This window comes from Sphingomonas sp. BE138 (assembly GCF_031456125.1).
In the GTDB taxonomy this organism is placed as follows: domain Bacteria; phylum Pseudomonadota; class Alphaproteobacteria; order Sphingomonadales; family Sphingomonadaceae; genus Sphingomonas.
The window spans coordinates 211,229-233,442 of the sequence record NZ_JAVDUC010000005.1 but is presented as its reverse complement, the minus strand read 5'-3'; the positions used below and the strand labels follow the sequence as shown (position 1 = coordinate 233,442).

General features: G+C 70.9%; 18 protein-coding genes. 8 read left to right on the top strand and 10 right to left on the bottom strand.

What is annotated here, in order from left to right; all coding sequences use genetic code 11:
• Window positions 1-77: 77 nt before the first annotated feature.
• Both J2Y58_RS09245 and J2Y58_RS09240 read left to right on the top strand, forming a co-directional pair.
• The gene (locus J2Y58_RS09245; protein WP_310101903.1) at window positions 78-248 is read left to right on the top strand and encodes a hypothetical protein; all 171 of its coding nucleotides are present in this window, start codon (window positions 78-80) and stop codon (window positions 246-248) included.
• Window positions 245-496, top strand: coding sequence for a hypothetical protein (locus J2Y58_RS09240; RefSeq protein ID WP_310101900.1), 252 nt, complete (start codon window positions 245-247; stop codon window positions 494-496). The genes J2Y58_RS09245 and J2Y58_RS09240 overlap by 4 nt, the downstream gene beginning before the upstream one ends.
• Before the next feature lie 445 nt (window positions 497-941).
• Here J2Y58_RS09240 and pepN read toward each other — a convergent pair whose 3' ends face one another.
• Window positions 942-3,539: an aminopeptidase N gene (pepN, locus tag J2Y58_RS09235; protein WP_310101993.1), complete on the bottom strand. Its 2,598-nt coding sequence runs from the start codon at window positions 3,537-3,539 to the stop codon at window positions 942-944.
• A 128-nt stretch (window positions 3,540-3,667) separates the two neighbouring features.
• Between pepN and J2Y58_RS09230 the strand changes: the two genes are divergently transcribed.
• A complete protein-coding gene (locus tag J2Y58_RS09230; protein ID WP_310101897.1) occupies window positions 3,668-5,323 on the top strand; it encodes a M28 family peptidase in 1,656 nt (551 codons plus the stop codon).
• 75 nt (window positions 5,324-5,398) lie between these two features.
• On the top strand, window positions 5,399-5,986 hold the full coding sequence (locus tag J2Y58_RS09225) for a hypothetical protein (RefSeq protein ID WP_310101894.1): 588 nt from the start codon (window positions 5,399-5,401) through the stop codon (window positions 5,984-5,986).
• On the opposite strand, the gene J2Y58_RS09220 is transcribed toward J2Y58_RS09225, so the two are convergent.
• Complete coding sequence (locus J2Y58_RS09220; RefSeq protein ID WP_310101890.1) at window positions 5,983-7,536, bottom strand: glycerol-3-phosphate dehydrogenase; 1,554 nt, start codon at window positions 7,534-7,536, stop codon at window positions 5,983-5,985. The two genes, J2Y58_RS09225 and J2Y58_RS09220, sit on opposite strands and share 4 nt — an antisense overlap.
• Before the next feature lie 155 nt (window positions 7,537-7,691).
• Between J2Y58_RS09220 and J2Y58_RS09215 the strand changes: the two genes are divergently transcribed.
• Together J2Y58_RS09215 and glpK are read left to right on the top strand one after the other, a co-directional pair.
• The gene (locus tag J2Y58_RS09215; RefSeq protein WP_310101887.1) at window positions 7,692-8,486 is read left to right on the top strand and encodes an MIP/aquaporin family protein; all 795 of its coding nucleotides are present in this window, start codon (window positions 7,692-7,694) and stop codon (window positions 8,484-8,486) included.
• Between the two features lie 14 nt (window positions 8,487-8,500).
• Entirely contained in the window at window positions 8,501-10,000 is a 1,500-nt protein-coding gene (gene glpK / locus J2Y58_RS09210; protein WP_310101883.1) for a glycerol kinase GlpK, read from the top strand.
• Window positions 10,001-10,096: 96 nt separating this feature from the next.
• Here the strand turns inward: glpK and J2Y58_RS09205 are convergent, their stop codons facing one another.
• Window positions 10,097-11,398 (bottom strand): UDP-glucose/GDP-mannose dehydrogenase family protein, encoded by a 1,302-nt coding sequence (locus tag J2Y58_RS09205; protein ID WP_310101881.1) that lies wholly within the window; start codon window positions 11,396-11,398, stop codon window positions 10,097-10,099.
• An 84-nt stretch (window positions 11,399-11,482) separates the two neighbouring features.
• Window positions 11,483-11,869, bottom strand: a complete 387-nt coding sequence (locus J2Y58_RS09200; protein ID WP_310101878.1) for a hypothetical protein — start codon at window positions 11,867-11,869, stop codon at window positions 11,483-11,485.
• A gap of 96 nt (window positions 11,870-11,965) precedes the next feature.
• Between J2Y58_RS09200 and J2Y58_RS09195 the strand changes: the two genes are divergently transcribed.
• A complete protein-coding gene (locus tag J2Y58_RS09195) occupies window positions 11,966-13,036 on the top strand; it encodes a polysaccharide pyruvyl transferase family protein (protein WP_310101876.1) in 1,071 nt (356 codons plus the stop codon).
• Entirely contained in the window at window positions 13,029-14,378 is a 1,350-nt protein-coding gene (locus J2Y58_RS09190; RefSeq protein WP_310101873.1) for a Coenzyme F420 hydrogenase/dehydrogenase, beta subunit C-terminal domain, read from the top strand. Before J2Y58_RS09195 ends, J2Y58_RS09190 begins: the two co-directional genes overlap by 8 nt.
• A gap of 114 nt (window positions 14,379-14,492) precedes the next feature.
• On the opposite strand, the gene J2Y58_RS09185 is transcribed toward J2Y58_RS09190, so the two are convergent.
• The 6 genes from J2Y58_RS09185 to J2Y58_RS09160 are packed head-to-tail and all read right to left on the bottom strand — an operon-like array spanning window position 14,493 to window position 22,196.
• Entirely contained in the window at window positions 14,493-16,163 is a 1,671-nt protein-coding gene (locus J2Y58_RS09185) for an FAD-dependent oxidoreductase (RefSeq protein WP_310101870.1), read from the bottom strand.
• Window positions 16,160-16,966, bottom strand: a complete 807-nt coding sequence (locus J2Y58_RS09180; RefSeq protein ID WP_310101867.1) for an aldo/keto reductase — start codon at window positions 16,964-16,966, stop codon at window positions 16,160-16,162. Before J2Y58_RS09180 ends, J2Y58_RS09185 begins: the two co-directional genes overlap by 4 nt.
• 2 nt (window positions 16,967-16,968) lie before the next feature.
• Complete coding sequence (locus J2Y58_RS09175; protein WP_310101863.1) at window positions 16,969-17,949, bottom strand: glycoside hydrolase family 16 protein; 981 nt, start codon at window positions 17,947-17,949, stop codon at window positions 16,969-16,971.
• The gene (locus tag J2Y58_RS09170) at window positions 17,856-18,749 is read right to left on the bottom strand and encodes a glycosyltransferase (RefSeq protein ID WP_310101860.1); all 894 of its coding nucleotides are present in this window, start codon (window positions 18,747-18,749) and stop codon (window positions 17,856-17,858) included. Before J2Y58_RS09170 ends, J2Y58_RS09175 begins: the two co-directional genes overlap by 94 nt.
• Entirely contained in the window at window positions 18,746-20,044 is a 1,299-nt protein-coding gene (locus tag J2Y58_RS09165; protein WP_310101858.1) for a hypothetical protein, read from the bottom strand. Before J2Y58_RS09165 ends, J2Y58_RS09170 begins: the two co-directional genes overlap by 4 nt.
• Before the next feature lie 34 nt (window positions 20,045-20,078).
• Window positions 20,079-22,196, bottom strand: coding sequence for a polysaccharide biosynthesis tyrosine autokinase (locus tag J2Y58_RS09160; RefSeq protein WP_310101856.1), 2,118 nt, complete (start codon window positions 22,194-22,196; stop codon window positions 20,079-20,081).
• Window positions 22,197-22,214: the final 18 nt, after the last annotated feature.

Below are 22,214 nucleotides of genomic sequence, written 5' to 3'. Positions count from 1 at the left end.
GCACATCGTCGGCATCTTGTCGCAAGCGTCGACGGCTGAGAGACGCTGCGCTCCCGCTTGTCAGTCGGGAGCCCGTCATGGACCTCAACTATCTTTTCCACCGCCAGCAAGTGTCGCTGATGATGGCCGACGCTGCCGGCGGGGTCGAGGCGCAGCGCGCGCACCGGGCGCTGGCGCAGGGCTATGCCGCCCGGATCGCGCGCGTGCGCGCCGCGGGCGGGGTCAGCTATCCGTTGCGCGGCCTGTGAGCGGCACCGATCAGCCGCGCGGCACGCGCACCTTCCGCGCCGCGCGCGTCCGCTACGATCCGGCGCGCGCCGAGCGGCAGAGTCGCGTCACCCGCCTCGCGATCGAGCGGATCGGCGCGCTGGCCGCGCTGCCGTTCCTCAACGCCGACCATGCCGAGCTGGGCGCGCGCCCGCTCGACCTGGCCGGGGACAGCAGCGAGGCGTGCGGTCGCGTCGAGGCGGTGATCGCCGGGCTACACCGCGCCTGAGACGAACGCCGAGCGCCGCTCTCGGGCCGAGCTTGCCGAAGCCCGCGTTCGCTTACGGCAAACGGATCGGGAATCGTTCAGCCGCGTTAATGCAGAACTACCCATCGCACGACGGGCGGCCTCGCCGCGCGCCTACGCTCGAGGAGCACGGTCATCAAGGAATATGAACGCTTCGAGGCAATCGCCGCCCAGCATCGCCGCGACGGAGAGGAAGCGACGCTCGACAACGTCCGCGAACGCTGCGCCCGCTCGGAGGTCGCCTGGCTGAAGATGGCCGCACAGTCGCGCCGGACCGAGGAACGCCGCACCGAACGCGAGCAGAAAGCGGCCATGACGATGACGATCCCGGCCTGACCGCCGACAAAGCGGTCGTCTCGTCCCGCCCGCCTGGCCACCGTCATCCCTGCCTCCGCAGGAATGGCGAAGGTACCAGGCGGACGCCGTCCTACCCTTCCAAACTCTTCGACGCCTGTTCGAACAGGTCCTTGCTGATCCCCGGCGTCGCGACGATCCGCTCCAGCTCGGCGCGCATCGCGTCCGCGCGCACCGGAGCGAACCGCCGCCACCGCCCCAGCGGCGGCAGCAGCCGCGCCGATGTCTGCGGATTGAGCTTGTCGAGCGCCAGCAACTGCTCGGTCAGCCAGCGATAGCCCGCACCTCCCGCGGCATGGAACGCGCGCTGGTTGACCGCAAACGCCCCGACCAGCGCGCGTGCGCGGTTCGGATTGGCCAGCGTGAAGTCGGGATGCTGCGCCAGTTCGGCGACCAGCGCCGGCGTATCGTCGCGTGACGACAGCGCCTGCGTCTGGAACCATTTGTCGAGCACCAGCGCGTTGTCGGCGTAGCGGGTGTAGAAATGGTCGAGCGCGCGCTCGCGCTCGGGCGCATGGCCGTTCACCAGCACCGTCAGCGCGCCCTGCCGATCGGTCATGTTGTCGGCCGCCTCGAACTGCGCCCAGGCGAGCGCCGCGGCATCGTCCGCCCCCGCCGCCGCGACATAGCCGAGCGCGACGCTGCGCAGCCGCCGGATGCCCTTGTCCTCGGGCGTATAGGCGTACGGGCGCCGCAGGCCTGCGTCGCACGCCGCCCGCCACCGCCCTTCCAGCGCGCGACCCAGCGCCCCGCGCAGGCCCTCGCGCGCGCGGAAGATCGCCTCGGGATCGACGACGCTCAGCTGGTCGCCGATGAAATTTTCCGACGGCAGCAGCACCGCCTCCGCCACGAACGCGCGGTCGAGCGTCGGGTCGTCGAGCGTGTCGGCAACCGCGTCGATCACCGCGCGCGGGTCCGCCTCACCCTCGACCGCGCCCGCGATCAGCGTGTCGAGCATCAATTGCTGCATCGCCTCGTAGCGCGCGAAGGCATCGTCGTCGTGGCGCGCGAGGAAGGCGAGGTCCTCCGCGCTGCGGTCGCTCTCGACGATGACGGGCGCGGAGAAGCCGCGGTTGAGCGAGACGACCGGGCGCTCGGTTACGGTCTCGAACGTCACGCTGGCGCTGGCGTCGGACAGGATCACCAACTGCTCCTCGCCCAGCGGCTGCGCGGTCTCGCCGCCGAACAACCGGATCCGCAAGGGCAGCACCTGCGGCTGCTTGACCGGCTGGCCGGGCGTCTCGGGCACCTTTTGCGCCAGGTTCAGCGTCGCACGCCCGCTGCCGGGCTCATGGACCAACGTCGCGGATACGCGCGGCGTGCCCGCCTGGCTGTACCACAGCCGGAACTGCGACAGGTCGACGTCGCCGGCCTCCTCCATGCACGCGACGAAATCCTCGCAGGTGGCGGCGGTGCCGTCGAACCGTTCGAAATACAGGTCGGTCGCGGCACGGAAACGCTGCGCGCCCAGCATCGTCGCCATCATCCGGATCAGCTCCGCGCCCTTGTTGTAGATCGTCGCGGTGTAGAAGTTGCTGATCTCGATATAGCTTTCGGGACGGACCGGATGCGCCAGCGGCCCGGCATCCTCCGGGAACTGCGCGGCACGCAGGCCCCGCACGTCCTCGATCCGCTTGACCGCCGCCGATCCCTGGTCGGCGGAGAAGCCCTGGTCGCGATAGACGGTGAAGCCTTCCTTCAGGCTCAGCTGGAACCAGTCGCGGCAGGTGATGCGATTGCCCGACCAATTGTGGAAATATTCGTGCGCGACGACCGCGGCGATCGCATCGTAATCGTAATCGGTCGCGGTGTCGGGGTCGGCGAGGATGTAGCGGCTGTTGAAGATGTTCAGCCCCTTGTTCTCCATCGCGCCGAAGTTGAAATCGTCGACCGCGACGATATTGAACACGTCCAGATCGTATTCGCGGCCATAGACGCGCTCGTCCCATGCCATCGACAGCTTGAGGGCGTTCAGCGCATGGTCCGTCTTGGGCACATCGCCGTCGCGCACCCAGATGCCGAGCTGCACCTCGCGTCCCGAGCGGGTCGTGAACGTGCCGCGGTTGACCGCCAGATCGCCGGCGACCAGCGCGAACAGGTACGACGGCTTGGGCCAGGGATCGTGCCATTCCGCCCAATGCGTGCCGTCGTCATTGTCGCCCTGCGCGACCGGATCGCCGTTGGCGAGCAGCACCGGGAAGCGCAGCCGGTCCGCGGTCATCCGCACCCGGTACGTGGCCAGCACGTCGGGGCGATCGGGGAAATAGGTGATCCGCCGAAACCCCTCCGCCTCGCATTGCGTGCACAGATTGCCACCCGAGGCGTAGAGGCCCATCAGCTGCGTATTGCGATCGGGCGCGATCTCCACCTCGGTCTCGACGACGTGGGTGTCGCCGTCCAGGTCGATGACGAGCTGCTCGCCCTCCACCCGCCAGTCGTCGCGCGCCACGCCGTCGACGCGCACGCCCAGCACCGGCTGCCCCGCGCCGTCGAGCCGCAGCGGCACCCCCGCAGCGCCCGCACGCTCGACAGTCAGCGTCGCGCGCACGCGCGTCGCGACCGGGTCGAGCGCGAAGTCCAGTTCGACCTGCGGCACCCGCCACGCAGGCGGCGCATAATCGCCGCGATGCGTCACGGCGGGGGCGGCGGGGTTGGTGCGTACGTCGGCCATGTCCCGCATTATCATCGGGGTGGCCATCGGTTCCATCCCTAAGCGCAGCCGTCCGGCCAAGGTGGTTTCAGCGCCAACCATTTCGGCCTATCGTGCAGCCACTCTGACCTTCTCACCCGGATGCCTCGATGTCGCGCACCCTTGCCTTGCCGCTCTTGCTGTCGCTCGCCGCCCCCCTCGCCGCGCAGTCCGCGCCCGACAGAGATACCGCCGCCGTGACGAACGCGACGATCAACGCAGCGTTGCCCGCCGATCAGGCGGCGATGAAGGCGCACGTCATGTTCCTGGCGGCCGACGCGATGAAGGGTCGCGACGTCGGCAGCCCGGAATATGACATCGCCGCGCACTATGTCGCCGCGCAATTCTACGCCGCCGGGCTCCGCCCGCTCGGCGACGACGGGGGCTATCTCCAGCGCGTGCCGCTGACCGGCTACAAGCTGGCGGGGCAGGGGCGCGCGCGCTGGACGCCGGCCGGCGGCACCGCGACGCCGCTGGCCTTCGGCACCGACATCGTCCCCGCCGCCAATCCGGGGGCGAAGGCGACTGCGGTCACCGCGCCGGTCGTGTTCCTCGGCTACGGGCTCGATGCGCCGCAATACGGACTCACCGACTATGCGGGGGTCGACGTGCGCGGCAAGATCGTCGCCTATGTCGGCGGCGCGCCGGCCGGGCTGCCGAGCGAGGTCGCCGCGACCTTCGGCAGCGCCGCCGCGCGCCAGCTGGCGGCGGCCCGGCACGGCGCGCTCGGCGTGATCGCGATCGCCGACCTGCGCAAGGCCGGTCGCGGCGCGCCGTCGTTCGCCGCCACCGCCAAGGGCTATGAGGCGGAGCGGATCACCTGGGCGCGCCCCGACGGCACCGGCAACGCCGGCGAGGTGCCGCTGCTCGGCACGCTGTCGCCGGCCGGCGCGGCGAAGGTGTTCGGCAAGGACTGGCGCGCGCTGGCGAAGGGCGCGGCGCGCACCACGCTGAAGGTGCGCCCGGTGACCGGCGCGGGCACGCTGACGATCGAGAGCGCCACGACCTTCCGCGCCATCCCCAGCGCCAATGTCGTCGGCGTGCTGCCCGGCAGCGACCCGGCGCTCGCGAAACAGGCGGTGGTGCTCTCCGCGCACCTCGACCACGTCGGAGTCGGCAAGGCGGTGAACGGCGACACGATCTACAACGGCGCGCTCGACGACGGCGTCGGCATCGCCAGCCTGATCGAGGTCGCCAAGCGCTTCAAGGCCGCCACCCCGCCGAAGCGCAGCATCATCTTCCTGGCGGTCACCGCCGAGGAGAAGGGGCTGGTCGGCAGCGACTTCTTCGCCAACCACCCGCCGGTGCCGATCCGCGACATCGTCGCCGACGTGAATCTCGACATGCCGATCCTGACCTATCGGTTCGAGGACATGGTCGCGTTCGGCGGCGACCGCTCGACGCTCGGCCCGATCATCGCGCGCGCGGTGGCGGGGATCGGCGTCGGCCTGTCGCCCGATCCGATGCCCGATCAGGCGATCTTCGTGCGCTCGGATCACTATCGCTTCGTGCAGAAGGGCGTGCCCTCGGTCTTCCTCTGGCCGGGCTACAAGGGGCCGGGGAAGGCGGCGGTCGAGCGCTTCATGGGCAATTGCTATCACCGCCCGTGCGACGACCTGACGCAGCCGATCCTGTGGGATCAGGGCGTGCGCTTCGTCGACGCCAACTACCGGATCGCGCGCGAGATCGCCGACGGCGCGGCGCGCCCGGTGTGGAACAAGGGCGATTACTTCGGGCTGCTGTACGGCGGGCCGATGGCGAACTGACCGCGTCGCACGGGCCCGCCCTTGCCAAGCGCGGCGTGCTGGCCGATGACGAGCGCGGTTAACCGGGGACGGCGCGTGACGAAGGGCGGAGGCGACGTGTGGCGTCGCACCACGATCGAGCTGGGGCCGCTGCGCATCACGCGCGAATATCGCTGCGCGCCGACCGGGCCGGATTATCCCTTCTGGGAGCCGACGCGCGCGCGTCCGGGCGGCGGCTGGCGCGCGGCGGGCGTGCTTGGCGTCGTGCTGGCGGTCAGCGCGGGCGGGCTGTCGATGGCGACGACCCGGCGGCCCGCGCCGCGCGCACCCGGCTATTCGGTCAGCCTCCCCGTGCCCGCCCGCGTGATCGCGCCCGCACGGCCCCTGCCGGTCGCGCCGAAGCCCGCGCCCGCCCCGGCCGCCGCCCCGCGCGCCACCGCGACGCCGGTGGCGGACGATCTTCCGGGCGACAGCGGCAGCCGCGCGGCGGCGATCGCGGCCGCGCTCACCAGCGGCGAGGTGCAGGAATGGTACGAGGCCGCCGGCCAGGTCCACGGCTTCGTCGTCGCGGGCGCGGCGGAGCAGGACGGCGAGCGGACCTGTCGCGCGCTCTCGGTCCTGACCCGCGCCCCGGGCGGCGCGGACAAGGTCGACCAGCAGCGCGCGTGTCTGCCGGTCGGCTAGACTCCGATCTTCTCGGGATCCGCCGACCTGGGTCCGCCGTCGATCGCTGCGCCGAGATACACCTCGACCCGCGCCGCAGCGTCCGCCGGGGCGTGCAGGCCGAGCTTGCTACGGCGGAACAGGATGTCCTCGGCGCTGCGGGCCCATTCCTCCGCCCGCAGATAGTCGACCTCGCGCGCGTGCAGCCCCGCGCCGAAATCCTCGCCGAGATCGGACGGCGTCCGTGCGTCGCCCAGCAGGCGCGTCACGCGCGTGCCGTAGCCGCGCGCGAGCCGGCGGAGCAGCGCGCGCGGCAGCGCGGGGTAGCGCTGCGTCAGATCGGCGAGGAAGCGGTCGAAATCGGCGTCGGGCATGTCGCCGCCCGGTAGCGCCGCGCCCGCGGTCCACGCCCCGCCCGCGCCGGGCAGGAACGGCGACAGTTCGCGCAGGGCGTGTTCGGCCAGCTTGCGATACGTGGTGATCTTGCCGCCGAACACGCTCAGCAGCGCCGGCCGGCCGTCGCCGCCGTCGACGTCCAGCACGTAATCGCGCGTCACCGCCGAGGCGTCGGCGGCGTGATCGTCATAGAGCGGCCGGATGCCGGAATAGCTCCAGGCGACGTCGTCCTGCGCCACCGGACGCTCGAAATAGCGGTCGATCGTCGCCAGCAGGTATGCGACTTCGCCCTGGTCGATCGCGGCGCGCCCCGGCGCGCCCTGCCACGCCTCGTCGGTGGTGCCCACCAGCGTGAACGCGCCTTCATAGGGGATCGCGAAGACGACGCGGCGATCGGGGTTCTGGAGCAGGAAGGCGTGCTCGCCCTCGTACAGTTTCGGCACGACGATATGGCTGCCCTTGACCAGCCGCACCCCGCGGTCGCGCCGCGCATCGGGAACGAGGCCGAGTACCTCGCCGACCCACGGCCCGGCGGCGTTGACCAGCACGCGGGCGCGCACCTCGCGCCGCCCGGCCGCATCCTCGATCGTCGCCCGCCAGGTCGCGCCGTCGCGCTCGGCGGCGATCAGGCGGGTGTGGGTCAGGATCGTCGCGCCGCGATCCGCGGCGTCGCGGGCGTTCAGGACGACCAGGCGGCTGTCCTCCACCCAGCAATCCGAATAGACGAACGCTTTGGGGTTGCCCGGCTTCAGCCCGCGGCCGACCGGATCGCGGTCCAGCGCGACGGTGCGCGTCGCGGGCAGCTTCTCGCGCCCGCCGAGATGGTCGTAGAGGAACAGCCCGAGCCGCACGAGCCACGCCGGGCGCGGCGACTGGCTTTGCGGCAGCACGAACTCGAGCGGCCAGATGATGTGCGGCGCCATCCGCCACAGCCGCTCGCGCTCGATCAGCGCCTCGCGCACCAGCCGGAACTCGCGATATTCGAGATAGCGCAAGCCGCCGTGGATCAGCTTGGTGGAGGCGGAGGACGTATGGCTGGCGAGATCGTCCTGCTCGACCAGCGTCACGCGCAGGCCGCGCCCGGCCGCGTCGCGTGCGATGCCGGCGCCGTTGATGCCGCCACCGACGATCAGCAGGTCGGTGTCGGTATCGGGGGATGCGATCGGATCAGCCACTAGCCACCTCGTGTCGGGCGCCCGGCGCCCGCGGACCTTGTGGCCGACGATATGGCAAGTCGCGCGGCGGCGATCAAACCGGCCATTGACCTTCCTTGCAAACGCAGGAAGGTGTCGACGATGTCCGGCAACGGCCGGGCGCGGGGAGGAACGGGATGAGCGGGCAACCGGGCTTGCGCGGCGAGCTGATTTCCGAGGCGCTGGCGGTGGCGATCATCATCACGCTCGGCAATTCGGCGGCGGCGATGCTGATCCTCTATGATCCCAGCCCGTACGCCACCGCTTACTGGGGCGTGTGCATCGCCTGGGGGCTGGCGGTGACGATCGCGATCTATGTCACCGGCGCCGTGTCGGGCACGCATGCCAATCCTGCGGTGACGGTCGCGCTGGCGCTGTTCCGCGACTTTCCGCGGCGCAAGGTGCTGCCCTATGTCGCGGCGCAGGTGGGGGGCGCGATGGTGGGCGCCGCATTGGTCTATCAATTGTTCGGGCCGGTGATCGAGGCGTATAATGCCGCGCACGGGCTGACGCGCGCGGCGGGTGGCGCGGCCGGGGTATTCTTCACCGCGCCGGGTGCGCATGTCACCGCGATCCACGCCTTCTGGGACGAAGTGGTGCTGACCGGCATCCTGCTGCTCGGCATCTTCGCGATCACCGACGAGTTCAACACGCAGGCGCCGATGGCGAATGCGAGCGCGCTGATCATCGGATTGCTGGTCGCGTGCATCGGCGCGTCGGCGGGGTATCTGGAGGGCTGGCCGATCAACCCGGCGCGCGATTTCGGGCCGCGGTTGTTCTGCTGGCTGCTGGGCTGGGGCGAGTCGGCCTTTCCGGGGCCCGATCATTACTGGTGGGTGCCGATCGCCGGCCCGCTGGTCGGCGGGGTGGCGGGTGCGGCGACCTATCAATATCTGGTGCGCCCGTATCTGCCGCCGCGCGCACGCCAATAAGGAAGGAGAGCGCCGTGTCCGGCCCGCAGCATATCCTGGCGATCGACCAGGGCACCACCTCGACCCGCGCGATCGTGTTCGACGCCGGCGCGCGCCCGGTGGCGACCGCGCAGCGCGAGTTCGCGCAGCATTATCCGCAGCCGGGCTGGGTCGAGCACGATCCCGAGGATATCTGGCGCGACACGCTGGCGACCGCGCGGGAAGCGGTGGCGCAAAGCGGGATCGGTGCGGCCGGGATCACGGGCATCGGGATCACCAACCAGCGCGAGACGGTCGTCATCTGGGACCGTGCGACCGGGGCGCCGGTCCACCATGCGATCGTATGGCAGGATCGTCGCACCGCGGAGCTGTGCGCGCGGTTGAAGCGCGAGGGGCGCGAGGCGGGGGTGCGTGCGAAGACCGGGCTGCTGCTCGATCCGTATTTCTCGGCGACCAAGCTGGCCTGGATCCTCGACCATGTCGAGGGCGCGCGCGGGCGGGCGGAGCGCGGCGAGCTGGCGTTCGGGACGATCGACAGCTTTCTGTTGTGGCGGCTGACCGGCGGCGCGGTGCATGCGACCGACATCACCAACGCCAGCCGGACGTTGCTGTACGACATTCATGCGCAGCGCTGGGACGAGGAACTGTGCGCGCTGTTCGACGTGCCGATGGCGCTGCTGCCCGAGGTGCACGACAATGCCCATGTCTTCGGTCACACCGCCGAGGGGCTGTTCGATGCCGCGATCCCGATCGCAGGGGTGGCCGGCGATCAGCAGGCGGCGCTGTTCGGACAGGCGTGCTTCACCGCCGGGATGGCGAAGTCGACCTATGGCACCGGCTGCTTCATGCTGCTCAACACCGGCGAGGAGGCGGTCGCGTCGGAACATCGCTTGCTGACGACGCCGGCGTACCGGCTGAACGGCAAGGTGACCTATGCGCTGGAAGGATCGATCTTCATCGCCGGCGCGGCGGTGAAGTGGCTGCGCGACGGCATCGGCGTCATCACGCACGCGCGCGATACCGACGATATGGCGACGCAGGTTCCCGACAGCCACGGCGTGTACATGGTGCCGGCGTTCGTCGGGCTGGGCGCGCCGCACTGGGACCCCGATGCGCGCGGCGCGATCTTCGGGCTGACGCTGGGATCGACGCAGGCGCATCTGGCGCGCGCGGCGCTGGAGGCGGTGGGTTACCAGACGATGGACCTGGCCGACGCGATGGTCGCCGACGGCGGCGATCCGCCCGCCATGATCCGCGTCGACGGGGGCATGGCGGCGAACGACTGGCTGTGCCAGTTCCTGGCCGATATGTTGCAGGTGCCGGTGGAGCGGCCGCTGCATCTCGAGACGACCGCGTTGGGGGCGGCGTTCCACGCGGGACTGGCGACGGGGGTGTGGAAGGATCTCGACGCGCTGGCGGCGACCTGGGTGCGCGGCGACTGTTTCGAGCCGACGATGGCGGCGGAGCCACGCGCGGCGCTGGCGGCGGGGTGGCGAGCGGCGCTGGCGAAGACGCTGACGACGCCGGGGCGGTAGGACGTTCTCGAACGCCCTGCGCGCGACCGACGCCACATGGCGTCGGGAGAAGGGGAAGAGGGGCGACGCCGCCGACCGGCATCGCCCCCGGCGCGATCACCGCCCGATGCTGGTGTACTGGAACCCCGCCGCCTTCACTTCGGCCGGCGTATAGATGTTGCGCAGGTCGATCAGGATCGGCGCCTTCAGCAGCGACTTCACTCGCGGCAGGTCGAGCGCGCGGAACTCGTCCCACTCGGTCACGATCGCCAGCGCGTCCGCGCCCTCGATCGCCTGATACGGCCCGTCGCAATATTCGACGTTCTCAAGCACGAGCTGCGCCTGCTCGGTGCCCTCCGGATCGAACGCCTTCACCTTGGCGCCCGCGTCCTGCAACGCCTGGATCACCGCGATCGCGGGCGAATCGCGCATGTCGTCGGTGTTCGGCTTGAAGGTCAGCCCCAGCACTGCGATCGTCTTGCCGCGGACGTCGTCGCCCATGGCATGGATGATCTTGCGGCCCATCGCGCGCTTGCGGTTGTCGTTGACCGCGACCACCGCCTCGACGATCCGCTGCGGCGCGTCGAAATCCTGGCTGGTCTTGAGCAGCGCCAGCGTGTCCTTGGGGAAGCACGACCCGCCGTAACCCGGCCCGGCGTGCAGGAACTTGGAGCCGATGCGATTGTCCAGCCCGATCCCGCGGCTGACGTCCTTCACGTCCGCGCCGACCTTCTCGCACAGGTCCGCGATCTCGTTGATGAAGGTGATCTTCGTCGCCAGGAACGCATTGCCCGCGTACTTGATCAGCTCGGCGGTGCGGCGCGCGGTGACCAGGATCGGCGCGGCGTTCAGGTACAGCGGGCGATACACCTGCCGCATCACCTCGGTCGCGCGCTCGTCCTCGGATCCGATGACGATGCGATCGGGACGCTTGAAATCGTCGATCGCCGCGCCTTCGCGCAGGAACTCGGGGTTGGAGACGACGCCGAACTCGGCGTTCGGCGCGGCCTCGCGGATGATCCGCTCGACCTCGTCGCCGGTACCGACCGGCACGGTCGACTTGGTGACGATCACGCTATAGCCGGTCAGCGACTCGCCGATCTCCTTGGCGGCGGCGTAGACGTACGACAGGTCGGCGTGACCGTCGCCGCGCCGGGTCGGCGTGCCGACGCCGATGAAGATCGCGTCCGCGCCGTCGACGGCTGCTTTCAGGTCGGTGGTGAACTTCAGGCGGCCGGCGGCGACGTTGCGCGCGACCAGATCCTCGAGCCCCGGCTCGTAGATCGGCATCTTGCCGGCGAGCAGCCGGTCGATCTTGCCCTTGTCCTTGTCGACGCAGATCACGTCATGGCCGAAGTCGGCAAAGCACGTGCCGGACACCAGGCCGACATAGCCCGAACCGATCATGGTAATGCGCAAGGCGGTCGCTCCCTCGATTGGACCGCCCCCGGGCGGCACCCCAGCCTTGTCCGCTAGCGAGTCGAGCGCGGGTCTGGCAAGCGTTCAGGTGGTTGCAATCGGGGGAACTCTGCTTGCCGCGGACGAAATCGCGGCGATCCGCGGCTCCGCTGCGACGGCCTTGCGCCACCGCCGCCGCCGCCATGCGCCCACCGCGGTGATCGCGGCCGGCCACAGCATCGTGAGTATGAAATCGGAGATGGTGTCGCCCCACGTCCATTGCGGCGCGCCTTCCAGCCAGTCCATCGCCTCGTTGCCCAGCTCCGCGGCCAGCACCACCTGCAACGCGATCGTGCTGCCGCGCCGGTTACGGACCACCATCAGGGTCGCGAGATAGATCGCCATGCCGACATGCACGTGCAGCAGCGCCGCCGATCCGGCCATGGCGACGACCGCGTCGATCATCGACTTGTAGAGGTGCACGATGTCCATGCCGGGCGGTTAACACACATAAGTTGACGGGGGGTAATCGTGCGATGCCGGGCAAGGTGCCGGAACCGTGCCGCTTTCCGGCGATTGTCGCAGATAATGACCGAATCGCCCGCGCAGGTCGGCGTCCTGACCTTTCACAGATGCATCAACTACGGCTCCTATTGGCAGGCGCGTTGCTTGGTGGAGGGGCTGCGCGCGCGCGGCCACGATGCGGTGCTGCTCGACCACCACGACCCCGCGGTCGTGCGGGCGGAATGGCGCTGCGCCTTGCAGCCGGCGCTGCCCGAGCGGACCCGCGCGGCGGACCTGCCCGCGTACAAGCGCAAGGCGCGCCGCTTCGTCGCGGCGATCGACGCACTGCCGCGCTCGGCCGGCTTCGCGCTCGACGATCCCGCGGCGCTGAACGGCTATGGCGCGGTGGTGGTCGGCAGCGACGAGGTCTGGAACTTCCGCCACCCGTGGTACGCCGGCAAGCCGCTGTTCTTCGGGGAGGGCGTGGAGACGCCGCGGCTGGTCTCCTACGCCGCCAGCTTCGGCAACCACGATGCGGCCGACGGCATCGGCCCCGAATGGGCGGCGCGGCTGCGGCGTTTCACCGCGGTGTCGGTGCGCGACGCGAACGCGCAGGACCTCGTTCGCCAGGCGCTGGGCACCACGCCGCCGCTCGTGCTCGATCCGGTGCTGCAATTCGCCGATCGCGTGCCGCGCGGCACGCCCGATGGCGACCGCTACGCGCTGATCTACGGCCACGGCCTGCCCGACTGGCTGGCGCAGGCGCTGCGTCGCTGGAGCGCGCGGCACGGCGTGCGGTTGCACAGCATCGGCTATCGCAACGACTGGGCCGACACGCAGGAGATCGACGCCGGGCCGGAGGATTTCGCCGCGCGCGTCGCCGGCGCCAGCGCGCTGGTCACCAACTTCTTCCACGGCTGCGTCTTCGCGCTGGTCCACGGCACGCCGTTCGTCACCGCGCCGTCGCCCTATCGCTTCAACAAGGTGCGCGATCTCACCGCGGCGCTGGACGCACAGCCGCACGTCGTTGCCCCCGACACCGACGACGCCGGCTACGACGCGCTGCTGACCCGGCCGCACGCGCCGCGGATCGCCGCGCAGGTCGCCCGGCTGCGCGCCGAATCGAACGCCTTCCTGGCCGCTGCGCTTGGCTGACGCGCTCTCCCCGCGCGCGATCGTCGATTCGGGGCTGTGCATCGGCTGCGGCGGGTGCGCGGCGGCGGGCGCGATGGCGATGGACCGCGACGGCCTGTGGAAGCCCGATGCGACCGTCACCGCCGGCCCCGATTTCGCGGCGCGCTGCCCGTTCTCGCCCGCCACCGCCGACGAGGACGCGATCGCCGCGGAACGCTTTCCCGCGCCCGCGCGCCGCACCGACCTGCTCGGGCGCCACGAATCGACCTGGGTCGGGCATGTCGCGGAAGGGCAGTTCCGCACCAACGGCAGCTCCGGCGGCATGGTCAGCTGGGTCGCCGCCGAGCTGTTGCGCACCGGTGCGGTCGATGCAGTCGCGCATGTCGCGCCGGTCGCGGCTCCGCAGGACGACGGTCGCTTCTTCGCCTACCGCCTGTCGCGCGCGCCGGACGAGATCGCGGGCGGCGCGAAGTCGCGCTATTATCCGGTCGAGCTGTCCGGCGTGATCGACGCGATCCGCGCGACGCCGGGGCGCTATGCGGTCGTCGCGGTCCCGTGCTTCGTCAAGGCGCTGCACCTGCTCCGCCGCACCGACCCGGTGATCGCCGGGCGCGTGACGCACCTGCTCGGCCTGTTCTGCGGCCACCAGAAAAGCGCGCGGCTGGTCGACAGCTTCGCGTGGCAGCTCGACACCCCGATCAAGCGCGTGCGCGCGGTGGACTACCGGATCAAGGACGCCGCGCGCCCCGCCAACTGGTACCGCGCGCACCTGACGCTCGACGACGGCAGCGCGCGCGCCGAGGATTGGTGGAACCTGGCGGACGGCGACTGGGGCGCCGGCTTCTTCCAGAACCCGGCCTGCGACTGGTGCGACGACGTCGTGGCGGAAACCGCCGACGTCGCCTTCGGAGACGCCTGGGTCGAGCCCTATTCCTCCGACGGGCGCGGCACCAACGTCGTGATCGCGCGCTCGCCCGCGATCCATGCGCTGATCGAGCGCGCGGTCGCGGACGGTCGGCTGGCGCTCACCGCGGTCGACGCGGCGTTCGTCGAGCAGACGCAGGCCGCCGGCTTCCGCCACCGCCGCGAGGGGCTGGCCTATCGCCTGACGTGGGGCAAGCGCGGCCTCCGCCCGGTCAAGCGCGTCGCCCCCTCCGCCGCGCTGCCGCTGCGGCGCAAGCTCGTCTACCGCATGCGTTACGCGATCGCGCGCGGCAGCCACCGGATGGCGCGCCATTCGCTACGCACCGGCCGCCCGGCGCTCTACACCGTCTGGGCGCGCAACATGCTGGCGGTGTACCGCGCGCTTGCCTGGTCGCACGGCCGGCTCGGCGCGGTGGTGGACCGGGTGCTGGCAAAGTAAGCCTTTCCCCGCTCGTCCTGAGCTTGTCGAAGGACGTGTTTCGAACAGGGCGTTCCCGACACGTGCTTCGACAAGCTCGGCACGAACGGGGAGGGTGGCGCAACCGCTCGACTCTTATCGCACCCCTCGCAGATGCGCCGCCAGCCGCAACGTCAGCGCCAGCAGCGTCAGCGTCGGATTCGCGAAGCTCGACGTGGGGAACGCCGCCGCCCCCGCCACGAACACGCCGCGCGTCCCGAACAGCTCGGCGTTCGCATCGCACACCCCCTCCGCCGCGCTGGCGGCCATCCGCGCGGTGCCGATGTGATGCCCGCCGACCGGCACCGGGTTGTCGCGCCACGCCTGCGCGTCCGCATCGTCCAGCGTGATCGTCGCCGCGCCGCTGCGGTTCACCGCCGCCGCGATCACCCGCACCCCCGCGATCATCCGCGCGCGATCCGCCTCGGTGCAGCGCCACTCGATGACCGCCCGGCGCATCCCCGCGGCATCGCGCTCGTCGCCCAGCAGCACGCGGCTGTCCGGATGCGGCTCCTGCTCGCCGTTCAGGTCGAGCGGATAGACCCCGCCGCGCTCCGCCAGCAGCACGCTGGGCAGCTTGCGCCTCGCGAGGATCCGGCGCCGCGTCCAGTCGACGCCGAACCTTGCCAGCCGCGGCGCACCGAGCACGACGTTGCGCAGGTGGGCGAGGTGGAACGCCGCCGACGATCCCCCGCGCCGTGCGCGCGCGTCATGTTCCAGCGCGGTCATCTTGCGCGCATATTCGGGGACGATCATGTTCTTGGCGAGGTACATCGCCGACAGGATCGGGTGGCGGTGCGCCGGATCGACGATGCTGGGATGCGCCGGGCGCAGCACCATTCCCGCCAGCCGCTCGCGCCGCTGCGCCTCCGGCGCCAGCCACAGGTACCGCCGGCCATAGATGCCGTCATGCGAGCGGAAATAGTCGAAGGCGGCATGCCCTTCCGGCGGATGGAAGGCGATCGTGCCCAGCGTCCCCTCCAGATGGCATTGGTAATAGCGCCCGACCAGATCGCGCTCGTTGCCCAAGCCGCAGCGGCGCGCATCGTCGCTGGCGAGCAGCAGCCGCGCGGTCTCGATCCCGCCCGCCGCGACCACCACGCGCGGCGCCGCGATCGTCAGCGCGCCGCCGTCCGCGCGCCGCACCAACGCGCCGCGCGCGACCGCGCCGGCGTCGTCGGTCAGGATTCGCTCGACCGGCGCATGGGTCAGCACGCGCAGCCCCGCCGCCTGCGTCAGCCGCTTGCGATACCACGCACCGAAATCGGTCGGATGGCTGAACCGCTCGATCCGCTCCGCGACCGCATCCGCGCCCAGCCCCGGCAGCGCCGGTTCGCGGCGCGGATCGGCCTCGCGGGTGGTGAATTCCGCCGCCCCCGCTTCCGCCAGCGCCATGGCCTGCGGGTAGAAGCGCGCGACCTCCTCATAGCCGATCGGCCAGCGCGCCGCCGGCATCCAGTCGCGGGTCTCGAAATCGATCGGATCGAACGGGATGCAGCGCCCGCCCCACACCGCGCTGGTCCCGCCCAGCTGCCGCCGGCGATACATCTCGCCCGGCGAGTGGCTCGCCGGCGACACCGACTGCGCGCGCAGGAAGTCCTGCCCCGCCTTGTCGAAGCGGTCGCCGCCCGCCTCGATCAGCACCACGTCCCATCCGGCATCGGCCATCGCCAGCGCCAGCGTGATGCCCGCCGGACCGCCGCCGACGATCGCGAGATCGGTCTCGATCCGCTCGGGCAGCGCAGGCTGGCGCGCGTCGAGGATCATCGCGCGGTGCCGCGCGCGATCGCGGCCAGCGCGCGCAGATGCTCGGGCTTGCCGGTGCCCACGACCGTGCAGTCGACCGCGGCATGCGCGATCGCACGCGACACCGCCTGCGCCGGGGTCAGTGCCGGCTGCTGCGTCACCACCTCGCGCGCCAGCACCAGATGCCCGCGCTTCGCGATCACCTCGGCGCGGTGGCCCAGCGTGGTCAGCACGTCCCACGGCAGCTCCAGCACGTCATAGCCGGGCTGCCCCAATGCGGCGTCCAGCGTGGCGAGATCGTTGCACGACACGCCGATGCGCAGCGCCTTGCCGCTCCCGCGTGCCGCGACCAGCGCCAGCGCCAGGTCGGGGTCGGCGGCGACATGCGCGGGCGGGCTGTGGAGCAGGAACGCCTCGACGCGGTCGGTGCGCAGCCGCTTCAGCGACGCCTCCAGGCTCGCGACGACCGCGCGCGGCCGCCAGTCGGCGCGCATCGCGTCGCCGCGGCTTGCGGTCACCGCATTGCCCGCCCCCCCGCGCCGCGCCAGCAGCGCGCGGATCAGCGGCTTGGCGGTGCGCAGCAGGCGATATTTCGCCGAAAAGGTCTGCCCGCCCTTGGTCACGACGAACGCGGTGTCGCGGCGTCCGGCGATCGCGCGCCCGATGATCCGCTCGCTGTCGCCCTGTCCGTAGATGCTGGCGGTGTCGAGCACGGTGATGCCCAGGTCGAGCGCGGTGCGCACCAGCCGCTCGCTGTCGGCGGCCGGGGCGGGGTTGCCGAACGATCCGAACTTCGACCCGCCCAGGCCCAGCCGCGACACCATCGTCACTTCTCCGCCAGCCGGTAGCCGCGCACCCGGTCGATCCGCATCCGCACCGGCCATGTCTGGTCGGCGGCGGGCGCCCCCGGCCAGTTGCCGCCGATCGCCAGGTTGAGCAGCAGGTACATCGGCCGGTGGTAATCCTTGTTGGGCACCCGGCGCACCACGCGGTCGTCGAAATACCAGACCAGCTCCTTCGGCGTCACCATCATGCCGTAGGTGTGGAAGCGCGACAGGTCCGCGCCGCTGTTCCACGCCATGCTGTCGGCCTTCTTCTGCTGGTGGGGCAGATCGGGGAAGCAGGTGAAGTACAGCCTGCCGGGCTGGCCGATCGATTCGAACACGTCGATTTCGGTCGGTGGCGGCTGTTGCGGCCGGCCCTGCTTCATCGCGGGCACGGGCAGCAGCCAGAAGGCCGGCCAGATGCCCTTGGCGGACGGGAACGCGACCCGCGCCTCGACATAGCCGTAGGTGAAATGGAACGATCGCTCGGTGGTGATCAGCCCCGAGAGGTAGGGCAGGTGGTTGGTCGCGGGGTCGGCCCGATACGGGTTGGGGCGCGCCGCGATCGTCAGCACGCCGGGCGTCCATTCGAACGCCGACATGCCGGCGTGCGGGTCGCCATAATATTGCAGCTCGCCGTTCGGGGTCAGCGTGCGCGGTTCCCAGCCTTTCTCGGCGCGGGTCGCCTGTACCCCGAACCAGTAATTGGTCTTCCAGCGCCCGCGCGGGTTCTTCTGCGCATCCTGGAAATCGGGCGCGCGGTCGAACTCCTCGCTGAAGACCGGGCGCAGGGTCGCGCGGTCGAGCGTCGCGGCGGACGGGGTGGCGGCGGGCGGCGTCGCGCTCCACCCGGCCCACACCGCGGCGGTCAGCAGCGCGAGGCGCACGATCATCGCCACACCGATCCGCCGCACTGGCGGATATAGTCCGCGGTCGCCCGCGAGATGGCCTTGCGCGGCGGTCGGTCCGAGCGCGCGCGCCACGCCAGGAACTGCTTGACCGCGCCGACGACGCTCGCCTGTCCGCGCTGACGCATCAGCAGATAGGGGGTGAAGAGCGCGGCGTTCACCAGCACCTCCGGAAACGGCATCCGAAGGTAGCTGATGATATATTTGTTCGCCAGCCGCTGCGTCTGCACGCGCTTCTTGGCGTCGCGCCCGGCGGGATGCTCCAGCTCCTCGCAGGCGACCGCCGGATCGTACCGGATCCGCCACCCGGCATCGATGATCCGGTACGACAGTTCGATCTCCTCCAGCCCGTAGAAGAAGTCGGGCAGGAACCCGCCGACCTCGCGCAGGCACGCGGCGCGGAACGCCACGCATCCCCCGACGAAGCGGAAGGTGAGGAAGGTCTGCGTCAGGTCGACGTCCTTCGCGGTATGCGGGATCAGGTCGACGCGCCGCCGCGTCTCGCCGCGCACATGCTTGCGCACCGTGATCGCGCCCAGCCGCTCGTCCTCGTCGAAGCGCGCGGCGAACAGGTCGAGCATCGCCGGCGTTTCGACGAGCACATCGTCGTCCAGCAGCACGATATACGCTCCCGTGGCTGCATCGAAGCCGTCGTTTCGTGCACGCACACCCTTATTTTCGCCCGAGTGAAGGTACCGGCGGTGCGCAAACCGTTCCAGCAGCGCCTCGCGGTTCGCAGGTTCGGGGTTGTTGTCGACGAGGATCACTTCGTAATCGTCCCGCACCCCCAGGCACATCGCCAGGCGCTGGAGCGTGTCGCTCAGTATCTGGTCGCGCGCATATGTCAGCACCACGACCGAGAAGCGGATCGTCATGCGGGAACCTCCGACAGGATATGGCGCCGCAGCGCATGCCGCTCCGCGACGCCGAGCAGCATGATATTCGCCAGCTGGCTCAGCGCGATAGCCACCGCCATCCCCGCGACGCCATACGGTATCGCGACGATCAGCGCCGCCAGCGTCACCAGCGCGGTCGCCGCGCGGGTCGCGAACATCGTCCGGCTCGCACGCAGCACGATCAGCAGCGTCTCCGACGGCTGGTTGAGGCAGAAAAGGAAGAACGCCGCGCACAGCAACTGCACGTCCCGCTCGACGCCCGCATATTGGCCGTGGAAAATCAACGCGATCAGCGGATGCGCGAAGAGCGCGACCAGCGCGAGATAGCCGCCGGTCAGCACGATCAGCGTGCGCCGGGTGTTGCCGATCGCGCGCCGCAGCCCCGCTCCGCCGCCGGTGGCGAGCGCCGCGGCGGCGCGCGGCTTGTCGGTCGAATCGATTGCCGACACGATGCTCACCGCCGGATTGGTCAGCGTCCGCGCCGCCGTGAACACCGCCGCAGCACCCGGGCCGAGCAGCGCGCCGATCAGGATCACCACCGTCGCGGTGCTGTAGACGGTATAGGGAAAGATATTGAGCGCCAGCCACCCGGCGAACCGTGCATGCGGCGCGAAGCGCGCCCACGCGCGCGCCGCAGCGGGGCGGGCGGGGCGCAGCATCGCCAGCGCGAACACCGTCGCCAATGTCGCCGCCATCCCCCAGGCGAGCGTGCCGGCCGCCGCGTCGGGGCGCAGCCGCGCCGCGACCGCCGCTCCCGCGACCAGCGCGACGAAGAACAGCGCCGATACCGCCGCCGCCCACCACGCGCGCTCCTGCTTGTAGAACCAGCGCCGCACGAAATCGGCGGCGAGCAGCGGCGGCGTGATCGCCGCCCCCAGCATCAGCGGTGCGGCCAGCCAAGCCTGTGCGGGCAGCACGATCCGCAACCCCGCGGCGATCGCGACCAGCGCCAGCGACAATGCCAGTGCGAAGGCGAGGTTCAGCCACCACCAGTCGGAATGATAACGGCGATCGTCGGCCGCATCGCTCCACTCGCGATGCTCGGTGACATAGGGCAACGTGATCAGCGAGCGGTGGAAGCCCGCGACGAAATAATAGGCGCCGATCGCGACGCCGACCGCGCCGAACGCATCGGGCGGCAGGTAGCGGCCGAGCAGCGCACTGGCGACGATGCTCCCGAGCCCCTGAAACCCCTGGTCGGCCAGCGCGAACAGCCGGGCCAGTCGCCGGTCGCGCAGGCGTGACGACCAGCTCAGGGGTGGGTGCGAGGCCATGCGGCGCGCCGCGGGCGATCCGGTCGCGCGCCGGTCACGACTTCGCGTAATAGTCCTTCATGTAATCGGCGTAGTAGGACGGGTCGCCGAAGCCCGACTGCGCCTGCACCTTCAGGTTGACCATCGTCAGCGCGACGCCGGTCACGCCGGCACCGACCGAGGTGATCTGGTGCAGCGCGGCGCGCGCGGCCCGCGCCGGGGTCGAACGCCAGCGCACCAGCAGCGCCAGCGCGTCGAAGTGGTGTGCCAGCACGCGCGTGTCGGCCACTGCCAGCACCGGCGCGGTATCGACGACGATATGCTCGTAGCGGCCGCGCAGCTCGGCGAGCAGCGCGGCGAACTCGGGCGTCTCGAACATGTGCGACGACGTGCCGATGGTCGGGGCGAGCGGCAGCACGTCCAGCCCGGTCGCCTCCTCGCGCAGCACGACATCGTCGATTGAGGCGCTGCCGGCCAGCACTTCGCCGAGCCCGACGCGCGCCTGCGGCGCCAGCGCCACCGACACCGAACGACGGCGCAGGTCGGTGTCGAGCAGCAAGGTGCGCGACCCGCCGGTCGCCAGCACCCGCGCGACCGAGGTCGAGGTCGTGGTCTTGCCTTCCTTGGGCAGCGCCGAGGTGATGCCGAGGATCTTGCCGCCCTGCGCGCTCGTGGCGGTGAAGCTCAGGCTGGTCGCCAGGTTGCGGTACGCCTCGGTATAGGCCGACAACGGGTGGAGCAGCGCGGCCTCCGCCGGGTCGCTGGTACGCGGCTTCTCGATCGCGCTGGCCGGTGTCGGCACGCTGTTGAAATAGTCGACGCCGAGCATCGTCTCAATGTCATCGACCGTGTCGAGCCCCTGCACCCAGCGTTCGCGGATGTAGGCGATCGCGAGACCGATCGCGAGGCCGAGCACCGCGCCCATGAACAGCAGCACCGGGACGTTCGGCGAGCTGGGGGTCAGCGGCAGCGTCGCGGGGGCCGCGAGGCGGCTGTCCGGGCGCATGATCGATTGCTGCGCATTCTGTTGCGTGCTGGTGGTCAGCAGCTGCTGATAGGCGTCGCGCGCATTCTGCGCGGTGCGCTGCAGGTCGGCGAGCTCCACCGAGGCGCGGACATTGTTCGCCAGCCGCGCCTGCGCGGCGGCCAGGCTCGCCTCCAGCGAGGCGGTGGTCGAACCGGCGGCCTGCGTGACGTTGCCCGCCGAGCGCGACAGGTCGCGCATCTCGCGCGACAGCTGCGCGTCGATCGCGTCAAGCTCCTTGCGCGCATCGGCCAGCGCCGGATAGCGCTCGCCATAGCGCGACTGGAGCGAGGCGACGCGTGCCGCGACCTGCGCACGCTGCTGGCGCAAGGTCGACAGCGTCTGCGTGCTGATCTGGCTCGCGCCGCCGCCGCCCACGATCGTCGTGCCGCTGGCCGCGCTGCGCGCGCGGGCTGCGGCTTCTTCGGCGCGCGCGGTGGCCAGCGCGTTGCGGATCCCGGAGATTTCCTGCTCGGCGGTTACCGAATCGGGCAGCCCCAGCAGGTTGTTGCGCACGCGGAACGCGGCGACCTGCGCATCGGCCTGCTCGACCTTGCGGCGCAGGTCCTCCAGCTGCCCGCCCAGCCGCTGGTCGACGTCGCGATACTGCTGGACCTTGGTCTGCATGTCTTCGGCCATGAAGGCCTGCGCGAAGGCGTTGGCCACCTGCATCGCCTTCAGCGGGTTCTTGTCGATGTAGCGCACCTCGAACAGCGAGGTCGTGCCGACGCGCGCGGCGCTCAGGTTGGCGAGCAACGCGCCGCCGATCGCCTGTTTCTCGGTCGCGGCGTCGGTGGCGAAGTTCTGCGCCGCGGCGCGCAGTTCGGGATCGCGGTCGAGCCGGAGCTGCTCCACGACGCGGACCGCGACCGGCAGCGACTTCATCGTCTGCACCTCCGCGTCGATCTTGGCGTCGCGCGCCAGATCGGACAGCGCCGGCGGCGGGGTGCCGGCGACCGCATCCTGCGGCGTGTATTCCAGCTGGGCCGACGCGGTATATTTGCGCGGCAGTACCTTGCTGACGGCCCATGCCAGCACCACGGCCACGATCACGCACGCCAGGATGATCGGCAGGTGCCGCCTCAGCCGGGAGAAGAGCCCGGCCAGGTCCTGGCGTTCCTCCGGCCGCATGTTCGTCGCATCCGCCATCGCTTACCCTCTTTACTC